Source organism: Paenibacillus sp. J22FR5 (assembly GCF_059691975.1).
Genome location: NZ_JCAUAN010000001.1, coordinates 457,208 through 471,084, shown reverse-complemented (window position 1 = coordinate 471,084; position 13,877 = coordinate 457,208). Strand labels below are relative to the sequence as shown.

Below are 13,877 nucleotides of genomic sequence, written 5' to 3'. Positions count from 1 at the left end.
GCTCTAGCGCCTTCCTTAGTTACTTTATTCCTGATGATCTACGTCCTCTGGATCCGTCTGTTCCGTCACTTGATAGCGTTCATACACGCTTTTCAATTGACGAAGCACACGATTCAACGAGTAGGTCTTTTTCGCTTTTTCCCATGCCGCTCGCGCCAAATTATAGCGGAAACTTGGATCTATGACAACTTTCTCTAGTGCATGACTTAGTGCCATAGCATCCCCAACAGGTACCAATAGGCCGTTGTGACCATGTTCGATTTGTTCAGCAATCCCACCGACATTCGTACCGATCAAAGCTAACCAGCACAGCGCTGCCTCAGCAAATACGGATCCAAAGGCCTCTGCACGAGACGGCAGCACGAACACATCGAAGAAAGGCATGAATTCTTCGGGATGGAGCATATACCCGTAAAAAATGGTATCTTCATAAATATTTTGCTCGATCGCCAATTTCTCCAGCTCTTCACGGCTTGGTCCATCGCCAATGATATGCAGAACAAAGGGATGGCCGCGCTTCTTCAGCTCGCCGCAGGCGATAAGCAGCGTATCCAATCCTTTGGCAGGTACTAACCGACAGACAGTTATGAATTGCGTAACTTGATTCTCATGTGAGATCGGACGGAATCGTTTCTCATCAAAGCCGTTCGGAATAACGCCAATGCGTTCACTATCCTGAACATATTCAGCCATGTACTGTTTAAACGAATTAGATACAGTGATAATCTGATCTACCTTGGCTTCCAGTTCCCCATAAATCTGGGTAAGAAATTGATGCTCTACCCCATTTTCAGCAATGCGTCCATTAAGAATGAGCTCTCGTTCAAAGCTGGAGTGAATAGTCAAAATGACCGGTGTTTCCGGATAAATTTGTTTCATAACCAGTGCAGCTATTGGATGATGGGCATGTATAATATCAAATTTCTTAGAAATTCTTAGCTTCGTCCACCATACATAATCTTTATAGGTTTGAATGTATTTATCGATAATCGGGTTTCCGGCATACTTCCGCCAATCGAAAGTAGCGAATGTTACTTCTTCGGTCCCCTTGCCGCGAATCCGCTTAGGCAGCGAAAACAGTTCCATTTCCCAACCTTTTTTATTAAATCGGTCCAAAATATAGGGAACCATGGATGACACCCCGCCCGGTTGTTCCGGGGGGAAAAACAATGCTTGCAATATGTTCATTGCATGAGCCCCTCTCCCAAATCCTTGAGCTTACCTTCTTATTGTAACTTGTGTACGACGAATAGAAAAGAGAACACGACCTTAACAGCACAAATGTTCTATCCCTCTTCCTCATTTTCCTTTATAATAGACTCTAACTATGTCGAAAAATAAGTCTTCTTGGAGGAACACATGAACGTCATGGATCTGCTTTTCGGTGAATTAGCCTCATTTTTATCTCATGCCATCATCGTTGTGATGGTTGCTCTTATGTTCGTTATTTCACTTCGTTTATTCCTTGACCGCCGCAAAAAAGGGTATATGTCGATGACGATATCGCTGATTTTTGTAGGCATTCAATTTGTGCTTCAATTATATTTTACGCTGAACAACATCAATACAAGCTTCACTGATTATACGCAGCACATGCTCAAAATTATTTCTTTTGTTCTTATAAATATGGGAATTTATCAATTATATAATCGCACGAACCGGAAGCAGTACATATTTTTCTATGGCTTAATCGTAATGGGGTTGGTCGTATCTTTGCTTCATTTCATTGTGCCTAACCTGTATAACGGGACCGAACAACAGGTTCGACTGCTGCAGGATATTGGCCTAGAGCTCTATGTATTTGTGCTCATCTTTCTATGTTTCTATATGATTCCTCCATACATTGGTCAACAAATGAAATACCAACTGGCTTTGACGATTTACTTTTTCTTTCAGTCGGTACAACTAATGAATACCTATATGTATAATAACGAGCAGCCAGTGCTTAGCTTCGCTGGTAATTTATTGCCCATCATTTTTTATTTTCTCTTATTTATGATCCTCTTTGAACGCGTAGTCGAGCTCATGCAGGCCATATATAATTCATCGATTACAGACGGACTAACTCGTCTCTATAATCGCAAATTTTTCTACAATCGCGTGACGCAGCACGTGCAGCGCCATTTGCCTGTTTATATTTTATTCAGCGATATCGATAACTTCAAGAAGTTAAACGATACACAAGGACATCAAATGGGGGACAATGTTCTCAAGCAGGTTGCTCAAATTATGAAGGATGAAGCGGAAGAATGCGGGATTGCCGGGCGATATGGAGGCGAGGAGATGGTCATCATGGTTTCCGATCCCCGTGTGAAAATGGACGCCTTCGCAGAGCGAATCCGCAGCCGAATTGAGAAAGAAACGATTGTAACAGCCAGCATCGGTTATAGCAAATACAAAAATGGTTTAAGCGCTGAAGAGCTCATTAAGCAAGCGGATGAAGCGATGTATCGTGCCAAAACAACAGGAAAGAACAAGGTTGTGAAGTTCGCCTAACTTACTCCGCCAATCCGTACCGCACCTGGAGGTAAGTAACTCACTTGCTTTTCAGTTCTTATTTCTTACCGCTCCATGCCTTATAATAGAAATGTATAGTGCGTTACCGTACACATTTCATGTTAGAGCAGGAGGCAATGCAGCATGCAATCTCGTAAACTCGGAAATAGCGGTCTCAAAGTTAGTGAAATTAGTCTAGGCAGTTGGCTCACCTACGGCGGTTATGTCGGTGAAGATCCTGCTGTACGTTCCATTGAACAAGCTTACGACTTAGGTATTAACTTTTTCGATACAGCCAATGTGTATGAACGCGGTGAAGCCGAGCAGGTCATGGGCAAAGTACTATCCGCTTATCCTCGGGACTCCTACGTTCTAGCTACGAAAGTATTTGGTAAAATGGGAGAAGGACCCAACGATCGCGGACTTTCCCGTAAGCATATTAAAGAGCAGGCTGAAGCTAGTCTAAGGCGTCTAAATGCGGACTATATTGACATTTACTACTGTCACCGTTTTGACACTGAAACGCCGCTTGAAGAGACATTGCGTGCTTTGGATGATTTGGTTACCCAAGGCAAAGTGCTTTACATAGGCGTAAGCGAATGGACCCCGGCTCAAATTGTGGATGCTTATGCAATTGCGGATAAGTTACTGTTAGATAAGCTGATCGTGAATCAGCCTGTGTATAATTTGTTCAATCGTTACATTGAAAAAGACATCATCCCGCTCGGCGAAGCAAAAGGCTTCGGCCAAGTCGTATTCTCGCCCCTTGCACAGGGACTTCTAACAGGCAAATACCGTGCAGGGCAGCCTATCGCTGCCGATAGTCGAGCAAGCAGCAAGAACTGGGATGAAAAGCAGCTGGGCGAGGCTTCGCTACATAAAGTAGCTCAATTATCCAGCATCGCGGATGAATTAGGCATCAAAGTATCCCAGTTGGCGATCGCGTGGATCCTACGACAAAACAACGTCGCAAGTGCCCTTGTCGGTGCTAGCCGACCGGAGCAAGTCGTTGAGAATTGTAACGCAAGCGGCATTCGCTTGACCGATGACGTGCTCAGCAGCATTGAGGCTATTCTGCAAGGGTAATAACTAAATCCTGGCGTAAAAAAAGAGGAGCAACACTGCTCCTCACCTCTACTCTTCCTTATTCATTTCCTTCCAAATAATGCTCCTTACAGAACGCTTCTACTACCGCTACTTCATCATCTTCCAGATCGAAATCCAGATAAAGCTCCGTCGTTTTCTCATATAGCTCATATTTCATAAGTGCTGACGTTTCTTCGGTCACATTGTAAATCGCTCTGATATATAAGCCACTCTCGGAATAGAGTTCATCATCTTCCTCAACCTCAATATCAATCAGAAATTCATAGCGTTGCCCCTGCAAAATCCCAAAAGGATCCCTGACTAATTCCACTGTATAACTCGTAATCGTAAACATCGTACCGCCCCTTTCTCTTCTGCACCTGTTAGTATACCTGAAATATGCACAAAAGAAAAAAAAGCATCTCTTAATCACGCTGTGAGTTACCCGAATTGGCCTGCTCTATAGGTTACAAACCAGGCCAAGAAGCAAAAAAAGCAGCATTCCTGTTTGAGGAATACTGCTTTTCTCATTCATCTTGTTTGATGGCCACCTTGTCAGGTTGATCAGGCACTTTTTTCGCCCGTGACCAGTTCTTCGGGTTGAGATAGCTTCTATATTTCTTTGCGACTTCTTTGCCTAATAGAATGCCGCCCGTCCAGAAAGTAACTTCACTAAATATGAGCAGTCCCGCAATCCATCTGGCCATCCCGCCACCAGAATGTACGAAAACTGGAATGATAAAAGCACTCAAAAATGCGATCGTGGATAGGATTAACAAGCTGATTCCAAGCTTTTTGGCCACGTAATCTCCCCCTATGTTTCAAATAATACTTGCCCCGTTTGTGATAAATCATAGCCTTGGATAGGTCGTAGTTCGTGTTGGAAGGCCACCGACTGGAGCACCTGCTTTACCCCCTCGATCCAAGCGAGGTTTCCAGGTTTCTTGAGCATAACCAGATCGACACGCTCTTGAATCTGCGGTATAAAATCTACGCCGCCTACCATAAAGGCCGCCTTCTCAATGCCAACGCCATAATCGGCTTCTCCAAGTGCAACTTTGCCCGCGACGCCCATATGGTTGGATTCTTCCTGATCGTAACCTTGGATGCTTAGAGTAGGAATGTTGTGAAGTCGGAGCTGCTCATCTAAAAGAACGCGAGCTCCCGAGCCCTTCTCACGATTGGCAAGCTGCAGATCTGGCTGGCTAAGATCAGCCCAGCTATGAAGCCCCTTGGGGTTACCTTTTTGAACATAGAATCCCGCTGAGCGAGAGACAAGATTAATGACAACATAAGAGGATCCGATCAGTAATTTGCGTATATAGGGAATGTTATACTCACCCGTGTCTCCGTCCAGTAAATGTGCATTGACAATGTCTGCTTCCCCTTTGTACATGGCAATAAGGCTATCCAAACTTCCTACATAGGAGCGGAGTGGTCTGATCTGTGGTGCTTTTTTCTCGATATGTTTCGCTAAAATATCCAAACTAACATCCTGCCCGGTAATCACGAGCGATTGTTGGGAAACGGTGTTTGTTGTGACAAGTTGTTTTGGCACCGCTTCTATTGGCTCGGTCTTGATCGCATGCCCTCTTCCGCTTTTGGCTCGTGCTTTATACGCCTCAAGATCAGCCGCGTCGACACGCATTTGCTTGCCAACTCGATACGCAGGGAGATCCCCTTTTTTGATCAAGTCGTAGACCGTTAGCTTAGAGATTTTCAAAAGCTTGGAGATGTCTTCCGTTGTATAGGATATGTCCGTTGTCATCATTTTCCTCCATGGGTCGATGTGTTCTTCTATCATAAGCGCAAGTTCTGTGTAATTCAAACTTTAGTTATTTACGAAAAGACGTCGATCAACCGTCTAGTGTTGAGCTAACCATTTCTGCTGCTGCAAGCTTGACTGATGCCATGAAATACACACAAAAAGCCACCTTTTCCATAACGGAAAAAGTGGCTTTTCACTTACCATTGCGCTATTCAACATCCGCCGCACAGCGAAAACCGATGTTGCCCGTGGAGCTGTCCGGCGTATTTTGACTGCGAGCTGCGACGCGATACCGATTGCAGTACGAACGGTGGCACAAGTACGAGCCGCCGCGAAGGACGCGCGTGTCTCCGGATGGAGGGCCAACAGGATTGTCCCTTTTACCCTTTAGATGGAAGTTCGGGCTGAACCAATCCGAGCACCACTCCCATACGTTGCCTGCCACGTTATATAACCCGTACGCGTTCGGCTCGAACGCTTTGACTGGCGCTGTGCCTGCGTAGCCATCGCTTTGGTTGTTTTTGTACGGAAACTTCCCTTGCCAAATGTTACACATGTGTTTTCCGCCTGGCTTAAGCTCGTCTCCCCAAGGATAGCGCTTCTGGGCTAGTCCGCCACGCGCAGCGAACTCCCACTCGGCTTCTGTCGGAAGACGTTTGCCTGCCCATTTGCAATAGGCCATCGCATCTGCCCACGACACATGGATGACCGGATGGTCCCAGCGGTCTCCGACATGCGAATCTGGACCTTCTGGATGCAGCCAATCGGCCCCCTCAACCACCCACCACCACGGAGTTTGCTGCACCGTATTCTGCACACGCTCCGCCGTCGTTTTAGACACAAACAAATGAAAAACAAACGACCAGCCAAATGACTCAGCCTCCGTTTTGTAGCTCGTTGCGTCAACAAATTGCTTAAAATCAGCATTCGTTACCGTACAAGGGTCTATGTAGAAGGGTTTTAAGGATATTTCACGAACTGGCCCTTCCCCATCAGCTGCAAAGCCTTCGCGGTCATCTGTTCCCATGAGGAATTTCCCACCGGGAATCAGCACCATACCTTCTTTGCCTATCGGACTTGCCGCTACAGGTATCTCAACCGAAACCGAGACGTCTGGTTGGATAGATGGCTGCTCGGATGACGCGCGGCTCGCGGAACAACAGGTTGGTTTATTCGTTTCCATAACGGACGTCCTCTCACGTTGGTTCTCTCATATTGCTTGCTATTAACTAAATATAGCAATTCCTATTAGTGCCGACAACACGATCGTTGTAAGCGGATGCCATTTGTACTTATGTACAACGAGAAACACACCAGCGGCAATTAGAACGGTGAATAACGCCTGCCACGTAAATAAGTTTTGCATTCGATCCGAAAAGCCAAAATGAATAGCCGCGTAAACGATTAATCCCGCTACAATCGGTCTCAAACCATAAAAAGTCGTGTGTACCGCTCTGCTTTGAACTATTTTATAGAAAAAAGAAGAAATAATAAGCACAATGACAAGCGACGGCAACACCATCCCAATCGTTGAAATAACTGCACCAAGAATCCCATCGGCCCTATAGCCAACTAGGGTTGCTGTATTCGTTGCAATCGGTCCTGGAGCCATCCCCGCCACAGCCACACTCTGCGCAAAATGCTCTGTCGACATCCATTCATGCTGTTGGGCTTCATGCTGGATGATAGGAATCATGGCATAGCCACCACCGAATGACATGAACCCGATTTTCAAAAACGTAATAAAGAGCTCCCACAACATCTACATCCCCACCTTTCTCAAATACCATCCGCGATATAGTAATCATAGTAGGTGTAGCCATTGTACGACGTGTGAACAGGTTCTTTGCCTTTTTCCAGGCTAACTTTGAACCCAAACGTTTCTTTCACTTTGACAAAAACAAAACCGATAAACAGACCAATCAGAATCATAAACAGTGGATGAATAGGAAGAAATAACAGAATCGCTACAGTTCCTACTGCAGTTATTAAGGTTGTTTTATCAAAAATAGCCTTTCGAGCCATATTGTAAGCCGCCAACACGATGAGACCGATAATTGCACCATGAATGCCTTTGAATGCGGCCACGACTTTCGGGTCAGACTGCATGAACATCAGAAACATGCTAAGCACTAATGCAATTATGAAAGTTGGTAGGGCAATGCCGATGACGGCAGCTGCTGCACCAGGTATGCCTGCCAATCGATAGCCGATAAAGGCAGATGCATTTACGCCGATGCCGCCAGGGGCTGAGCCCGCGATCGCTACAATATCGGATACCTCATCTTCTGCGATCCATGATCGCTTTTCTACCACTTCCCTCTCAATGACGGGAATCATCGCATATCCCCCGCCAAACGTAGAAGGTCCGATCTTGAGAAACGTCCAGAATATATCCAAACAAAGATGTAGTTGATGATTTCGCATATGGATTCCTCCTCTTGCCCATTTGTATGGTCTCTCAATTATACTTCACTTAACTTCAAAATGGAATAAACAATTTCGAATATAGGGTGATTTTGAAAATCAACCTCCGATAAACGCTATAAATTAATTCCTTTAATCCGATCGTTACACTTAATTTAATTCAAATTGATATTAAGAAACGAAAACAGGAGCGCGATATGGCGTATTTTGCTCGCAACCAGGCGAGCTTTAGCTCGATTTCCGCACAAAAAAACCAAGCGATGGACATCCATCACTTGGCTATCTTGAAAAATCCCGCTCTAGCCACATGACTAGAGCGGGATTTCCCATGCTTAAGCTGCTTGTTTATGAAAAACGAAGTTGGCCGCTTCCATCCGAAGGACGATGTCCAGCGCAGATATTTGCTCGTATGCCGCGAGCAGTTTCTCATGCTTTGGACATCTTAGGCTAAAGATCAAGTGCATCACGGGGATATTCCCCTCAATCCCTGATCTCTGCGAAGATACGCTTACTGGCACCATCTTGAGATGAATCACCTGGATCCCTTGCTCCCCAAAACGAGAGGTAACTGAGCTGAGAAATCCGGGATGTTCATTGATCATAATTTCTACTTCGTGCGTTCGGCGGTGTCTGAGGATATGCTTCTCCAGCTTATTCAAGACATAGAGGCTGATGAGTACTAAACAGGTACACACTAGCGCTCCAGTAATAAAGCCTGCACCAACACTTAAACCAATAGCCGCGACTAGCCACACGGAAGCGGCGGTCGTCAATCCTTTAATCACAGAGCCGTTTCGTAATATGGCACCTGCACCTAGAAAACCAATGCCGCTCACAACCTGTGCAGCCAAGCGAGAGGGATCAATACGGACGTTGGCTTCATTCACAAAATCTGAGAATCCATACTCCGACAGCAGCATAATGGTCGCCGAGCCTAAGCAAACTAGGATATGTGTTCGAAAGCCTGCCGCGTGATTGTTCCATTCCCGTTCAAGACCGATTAAACCACCCAGAACGACCGCCAGTACCATTCGGATGATTAAATCCAAATGACTGATTTGCCACACACTGCTGCTGGCAGCTGTCATCGCATAACCTCAATCGAATTGGTCAACCATTGGTTCAACTTTACAACCTCCGAACCTGCTAGCATCATAATGCCAACACCATGGTTGTCATTGGTGACGGTGAGCAGATCCTTTTTATAATAATCTGCAGTAAACGCATATCTCGAGCCACTGCATACGCCATGTACGTTGCCCTGAGCATCAATGGCGATTCGGGTCAGACCGTCCCACGCCTTCAAAGCCGCTTCAATGAAACGCTGCGGTTCCTTGAGCCAGCCAAAACGTACGCCTCGCGCAAAGGCATAGGAGAACATCGCTGTACATGAAGCTTCCTCATACGCATCCCGATCGTTTAACACCTGATGCCAAAGGCCGCTTTCCGCTTGAAGATCCGCATAACCCCCGCACAGTTCGTTAAAGAAATCGACAAGCGCCGGTCGTGCTTCATGTGAAGTAGGCAGCGCCTCTAATACTTCCGTTAATGAAAAGAGTGTCCAACCATTTCCGCGCCCCCAAGGGATTCCCGTCGGCATGCCGTATTTAAAATCAAACACGTGCGACATGATGCGTTCTTCCGGCATATACAAGTACTTGCGAAACAGCAGAAATTGTTTCGCCGCTTCATCAAGCGCTTCACTCCGGCCCGTTATCCGAGCATAGCGGCACAAGAATGGTGTACTCATATAGAGGTCATCGGCCCACATCGTATTCGCTGAATATTCATCCTCACATATGCGATAAAAGGCTCCGTCTTCCTTTCGTTCCAGGCTGTACAGGATGAAGTCAGCGATTCGATCCGCAATGACCATGAATCCCTCATCGCTATCTTCCTGATAAGCCTCCAGCATCGCGGAGCCAAAGGAGCCGCAATTATCGAGCATTTTCATCATAACCAATTGTTGATTGATGGCTGGGAACCCATACTGCTCACGATCCCATAGTGAATACGCGAACATATCGGTACAGCTCTGAACATGATCCAGCGCATATTGGGTAATATCAGATCGCTCCAATAAGCGGCCAGTTTGCAGCAGCCCATAAATCGTAACGCCGAGCGGGTAATCCCAACGTGCATAATTCGTAACATTGCCAACGGTCCACTTATTGCTCAGCATGGCATTCTCATAATAAGGGCGGATCCATGTATCAGGACGATCCAAGCGCCAATAGGTCTTCTCATCGAATCTAGCATCCATTGTATAAACGCGATCCGTCCGCACCAAGTCCTCGTAGGCTAAAGAAACGTTGGCATCCAGAGGGCCTAGGTACAACCAAGACTCTGCAGAGCCATGAACCTGATGTGGTGAGCAGAGGGAAACAACCGCTTCATCTATAGAAGCCTCCAGCGTGAACCCCCAAGTACTATTTCCACAAACACTCCGAATGAGTAGATTGTGTTTACCATAAGTAAGCGGCACCTCCACCTGAAAGCTGCCTTCCTCCGCAAGCTCCAGCACTTGCTTGCCTTCCAACCAAACGGTTAGCGCACCTGCTGCATACCCCTTTAATAGACAGGTTGCTTGGCCTGGTCTTACGTTGTTCAGATTCGTCCATGCATACGCATGTTTACCAGGTTGTCTGCCAAATAATCGCTCGCTAACAGGCTTCGAGAGCTCTTTCTCGTTCCACTCAGAGGTTGGCAGCCAACGCAAGCCATTATTCGCCTCCGAAGACATAGCATCAGGCAAAGAACGCCCCTCGAAAATATCTGTGTCAACTGGCGCGGAAAACACCCAACCCGCTTGTCCTTGACGTTCTGCAAACGGCGCAAGCACATTCAGAATTCGCACCTTGGCTTCATCGGAACCGAATAAACAGCCGAAACCAGCGGCGGTATGTTTGGCCTTGATGAAGAGACGATTCCAGCCTTTTACGAAGTTCACATTTAGTTTTACAGTGGCATCCGGCTTGATCTCGTCAATCACATTGGAACGGTACGTCAGCTCATCGTTGAAATAAAACTGGATCGGCCCCAAACAGCTCAGCAATACATCCAGATTACGTTCGCCATCACTCCAAACTAAAGCATACGCATAAGAAAATTGGCCAGGCTTTGCCTCAGGAAATCTGCGGCCCAAGTCAAGATCAAACATGCCTTTTTCATTTTGCATAATACCTGCTCGGCTAAAAGCTCGGAACGCGAAAGGAACAGGTGGATTAGCACCAATATAGCGATCAGCAAGCACCTTCAACGTTCGTTTATCGTCATTCCCTAAACGGGCTTGTATACTTACTTGTTCATTAAAATAGATCGTCATAACGAACTTCCTTTCTACAGTAGACGGATCTTGAATGTCCGATCATAAGGTGTAACCAAGTTGACGTGGACATATTGGCATCCGGATGGATGCTGATCTTCACGAACGATAGGCAGGATATGCTCGTAGGCACCGGATGAAATTTCAATCACATCCCCGTCTGCCTCGTACTTTATTGCACCGCTCCTGAGGAAGTACTTGCCTTCTTCTCCTGCGAGCAAATCATCGCCATGAATCGTCCCTTCGTTTCCAAAAATGAAAGTTAATTGTGTGAAGACATCTTCACGCTCGTCAGAAGACACACGGATCGTCCATTCGGAATCTCCTGAGGATATTTCCGCTTGCAGCTCAAGCTTTTGCAGATGGGTCATTGGCCGATGCTGATGCGGAAGCAAATACCATGGGCTGAGTGTCGAGCCCTCCGCTCCTGCAGGCAACAAATGACGCGGGATCGGACCGTTGTATCCTTTTTCCAGCACAGTGTCAAGCTTATAAACGCCTTCGTTCGCAGTCAGATTCGTGAACTTCACAATGCCGGGCGAGAACGAAGTCGCCAATTTAATACCGAGCAGCCTAGCCTTGCCATGACGAAGTGAGAAGAAAGACGGCGTTTGGGGCATGATCGTCACACTTTGGTCCAGCTCACGAATACGAACCACGGGAGCTCCGAAAGTTAGATGCATGGAGCTGTGTTCAATTTTCATGTTGTGGCCAACTTCACCGATTTGTTGCAAATGCTCCTTCATCGGATGCTGCGCATTCAGTACTTTCACATAACGATCAAGCAGCGGTGCTCGTTCCAACTGAGAAATATCCGCTTCCGGGTACACGAGAATATTCATCAGAGGGTGGTTGTTCACACCTTCATTAAAGCCTGTGATAACGGATCCCGCATAATCCGCCATTGCAGCAAAAATAGGATCCTTATCATGCGCCGCCATTAAGCGGTAAATCGGAAAGTAATTCGCCATAGTAAATGTCTGACCAAAATCTTGACGTCCGGAGTAATCCGTTACCACTTCGCCTGACGGGTGGATCAAGTACATCATCATACGTAGATTACGGCGCACACATTCTATTAATTCAGGACGGTTCATCAAACGTCCCGTATGATACAGCGCAATGTCGCTAACCGCGTTGTAAATCCCGTTGCTGCGCTCCGTCCATTCACCATCCTCGGTGATATCCAATCCTTCTGCCAGCCAGTCTTCCGCTCTTGCCAAAAGCTCGGGCAGCGGAAAAATTTCATACAACAAGGAAAGAGCAGCGGTAATGACCCAACGATGATTCGGCGTGTGACAACCGCCAGTCAGCATGGCTGGTATGGTTCGTTCTAGGAAGAGCTTCAACTTGGCTACGACAGGAGTCAGTTCTGCCCAATCATGCCTGTTAAGCAGCTGGTACATCTGTGTTACGCCACCTACCACGAAAGCGGTATCCGGTGGAGAATTATAATTCGTTGACCCCAGTGAAACGGTACCGTCCGCATGCTGTCTGTTCAGCATGAACGCGACCGCTTTATCCAAGGCGTTCAATAGAAAGCTATCATGATAGTAACGTGAATCCGGATTCACCAAGGCAGACGCCCATCCAGCTATCATACGCGGTGTACTCATATGACTAGCGCGAGCAATGCCCGACTCATCCAGGATGCCACCGTAATATTTGGATTGGGGATCCAGGATCTGCTGCAGAAGAGTCGCTTCCGTTAATTCATCATTCAGGGAGACTAACCGACTATAGACATCGTTCATTTCGTCACCTTACCCTTTCATAGCTGCAATTTTACTGGTGATGAGGTTGTGACTTTCATGAATCGCACCCGGCTCACATACGGCTTTCAATTCATATACTTTGACTTTGGCATAGTCGATGGCTTCGAGGAAATGATCAAAATAGTGCATATCCTTACTGTGTACATAAGGGCACCAATGATCAGACAGTTCAAGTGTTTCATGGATGTGTACGCCATAGATATATTTCTTTACTTCTTGCAGCTCTTTGAGATTATCGTACAAGCCCATTCTGTCCATCATCATCGCGTGGCCAATATCGTACCATAAGTACACGGGACTGCCAGCTAGGTTATCACAGATGGTTTTGGCTTCCATTAAGGAAGGCATCTGATAGGATCTGGAGCGAGTTTCAATTCCGACAGCGACATTCCAACCTTTTTTTGCAGCATGCTCGCTGACAATCTCCAGGCTTTCTTGAATCCGTTTCGTGTATAGTGGACTCAACCGATCACGTCGTTCAAGCATGACACTCCACAGCTGTTGATACTTAGTTGAATCTTTCCCGTGATCTCTATAGAGCTTCTTTAAATCTAAATCGATGTTATAGTCAAAAGGGACTTCACCCGGATGAACGACCACGGCTTTGGCGCCATAGCGATTGGCATATTCCATGGATCGAATAAGCAGTTCAACGGATCGCTTACGCTTCTCTTCATCATCGAAGCCCAGCATGACGGAATCCGTATCATAATCTTTATCATTGATGAAGGGGAAGACGTTATGCACGCTTGAGACACAAATTTCACCTTTCTCTATCATGGGTTCAATTGTTGTCATCATCTCTTCAGTTACATTATAGTTGAGCTCGACATTTCGAAAACCCAGCTCCTTAATTTCCTCAATCATGCCTCGTCCTACCGAATGCTTCTTGATGTTCCAACAAGTTGAAAAGGAATATTCCCCTTTATCGATCATGTCTCTTCCTCCTATATGCTCTTCAGTTATTAAAAGAAAGGTCAGAATTCCCTAACTTCTATGA

The 13,877-nt window shown here is 46.3% G+C and carries 13 protein-coding genes; 2 read left to right on the top strand and 11 right to left on the bottom strand.

Annotated elements, in window-relative coordinates; translation table 11 throughout:
• Positions 1-24: 24 nt before the first annotated feature.
• Positions 25-1,188, bottom strand: a complete 1,164-nt coding sequence (locus AC58P7_RS02300; RefSeq protein ID WP_497339788.1) for a glycosyltransferase family 4 protein — start codon at positions 1,186-1,188, stop codon at positions 25-27.
• Between the two features lie 171 nt (positions 1,189-1,359).
• Here AC58P7_RS02300 and AC58P7_RS02295 point away from each other — a divergent pair, with 171 nt between their 5' ends.
• Together AC58P7_RS02295 and AC58P7_RS02290 are read left to right on the top strand one after the other, a co-directional pair.
• A complete protein-coding gene (locus AC58P7_RS02295; protein ID WP_497339787.1) occupies positions 1,360-2,496 on the top strand; it encodes a GGDEF domain-containing protein in 1,137 nt (378 codons plus the stop codon).
• A 144-nt stretch (positions 2,497-2,640) separates the two neighbouring features.
• Positions 2,641-3,582, top strand: coding sequence for an aldo/keto reductase family protein (locus AC58P7_RS02290; RefSeq protein WP_497339785.1), 942 nt, complete (start codon positions 2,641-2,643; stop codon positions 3,580-3,582).
• A gap of 58 nt (positions 3,583-3,640) precedes the next feature.
• Here AC58P7_RS02290 and AC58P7_RS02285 read toward each other — a convergent pair whose 3' ends face one another.
• From AC58P7_RS02285 to AC58P7_RS02240, 10 genes are all read right to left on the bottom strand, one after another.
• Complete coding sequence (locus tag AC58P7_RS02285; protein WP_497339784.1) at positions 3,641-3,937, bottom strand: DUF6509 family protein; 297 nt, start codon at positions 3,935-3,937, stop codon at positions 3,641-3,643.
• Positions 3,938-4,109: 172 nt separating this feature from the next.
• Complete coding sequence (locus tag AC58P7_RS02280; RefSeq protein ID WP_497339782.1) at positions 4,110-4,385, bottom strand: transporter suffix domain-containing protein; 276 nt, start codon at positions 4,383-4,385, stop codon at positions 4,110-4,112.
• An 11-nt stretch (positions 4,386-4,396) separates the two neighbouring features.
• Entirely contained in the window at positions 4,397-5,350 is a 954-nt protein-coding gene (locus tag AC58P7_RS02275; protein WP_497339780.1) for a substrate-binding domain-containing protein, read from the bottom strand.
• Positions 5,351-5,558: 208 nt separating this feature from the next.
• The gene (locus AC58P7_RS02270) at positions 5,559-6,533 is read right to left on the bottom strand and encodes a formylglycine-generating enzyme family protein (protein WP_497339779.1); all 975 of its coding nucleotides are present in this window, start codon (positions 6,531-6,533) and stop codon (positions 5,559-5,561) included.
• 42 nt (positions 6,534-6,575) lie between these two features.
• Positions 6,576-7,112 carry a chromate transporter gene (locus AC58P7_RS02265; RefSeq protein WP_497339778.1) on the bottom strand — a complete coding sequence of 179 codons (537 nt, stop codon included), beginning with the start codon at positions 7,110-7,112 and terminating at the stop codon, positions 6,576-6,578.
• Between the two features lie 17 nt (positions 7,113-7,129).
• On the bottom strand, positions 7,130-7,777 hold the full coding sequence (locus AC58P7_RS02260) for a chromate transporter (RefSeq protein ID WP_497339776.1): 648 nt from the start codon (positions 7,775-7,777) through the stop codon (positions 7,130-7,132).
• Positions 7,778-8,109: 332 nt separating this feature from the next.
• Entirely contained in the window at positions 8,110-8,865 is a 756-nt protein-coding gene (locus AC58P7_RS02255) for an MgtC/SapB family protein (RefSeq protein WP_497339775.1), read from the bottom strand.
• Positions 8,862-11,102: a glycoside hydrolase family 88/105 protein gene (locus tag AC58P7_RS02250; RefSeq protein WP_497339774.1), complete on the bottom strand. Its 2,241-nt coding sequence runs from the start codon at positions 11,100-11,102 to the stop codon at positions 8,862-8,864. Before AC58P7_RS02250 ends, AC58P7_RS02255 begins: the two co-directional genes overlap by 4 nt.
• 14 nt (positions 11,103-11,116) lie before the next feature.
• Complete coding sequence (locus AC58P7_RS02245; RefSeq protein ID WP_497339773.1) at positions 11,117-12,856, bottom strand: hypothetical protein; 1,740 nt, start codon at positions 12,854-12,856, stop codon at positions 11,117-11,119.
• 9 nt (positions 12,857-12,865) lie between these two features.
• On the bottom strand, positions 12,866-13,813 hold the full coding sequence (locus tag AC58P7_RS02240) for a TIM barrel protein (protein WP_497339772.1): 948 nt from the start codon (positions 13,811-13,813) through the stop codon (positions 12,866-12,868).
• Positions 13,814-13,877 lie beyond the last annotated feature (64 nt).

What these genes read in the sequence shown, in the direction of transcription:
- AC58P7_RS02260 (WP_497339776.1), bottom strand. Translation starts at nt 7,777, where the DNA reads ATGCGAAATCATCAACTACATCTTTGTTTGGATATATTCTGGACGTTT.
- AC58P7_RS02285 (WP_497339784.1), bottom strand. Translation starts at nt 3,937, where the DNA reads ATGTTTACGATTACGAGTTATACAGTGGAATTAGTCAGGGATCCTTTT.
- AC58P7_RS02290 (WP_497339785.1), top strand. Translation starts at nt 2,641, where the DNA reads ATGCAATCTCGTAAACTCGGAAATAGCGGTCTCAAAGTTAGTGAAATT.
- AC58P7_RS02300 (WP_497339788.1), bottom strand. Translation starts at nt 1,188, where the DNA reads ATGAACATATTGCAAGCATTGTTTTTCCCCCCGGAACAACCGGGCGGG.
- AC58P7_RS02245 (WP_497339773.1), bottom strand. Translation starts at nt 12,856, where the DNA reads ATGAACGATGTCTATAGTCGGTTAGTCTCCCTGAATGATGAATTAACG.
- AC58P7_RS02295 (WP_497339787.1), top strand. Translation starts at nt 1,360, where the DNA reads ATGAACGTCATGGATCTGCTTTTCGGTGAATTAGCCTCATTTTTATCT.
- AC58P7_RS02250 (WP_497339774.1), bottom strand. Translation starts at nt 11,102, where the DNA reads ATGACGATCTATTTTAATGAACAAGTAAGTATACAAGCCCGTTTAGGG.
- AC58P7_RS02275 (WP_497339780.1), bottom strand. Translation starts at nt 5,350, where the DNA reads ATGACAACGGACATATCCTATACAACGGAAGACATCTCCAAGCTTTTG.
- AC58P7_RS02240 (WP_497339772.1), bottom strand. Translation starts at nt 13,813, where the DNA reads ATGATCGATAAAGGGGAATATTCCTTTTCAACTTGTTGGAACATCAAG.
- AC58P7_RS02255 (WP_497339775.1), bottom strand. Translation starts at nt 8,865, where the DNA reads ATGACAGCTGCCAGCAGCAGTGTGTGGCAAATCAGTCATTTGGATTTA.
- AC58P7_RS02265 (WP_497339778.1), bottom strand. Translation starts at nt 7,112, where the DNA reads ATGTTGTGGGAGCTCTTTATTACGTTTTTGAAAATCGGGTTCATGTCA.
- AC58P7_RS02270 (WP_497339779.1), bottom strand. Translation starts at nt 6,533, where the DNA reads ATGGAAACGAATAAACCAACCTGTTGTTCCGCGAGCCGCGCGTCATCC.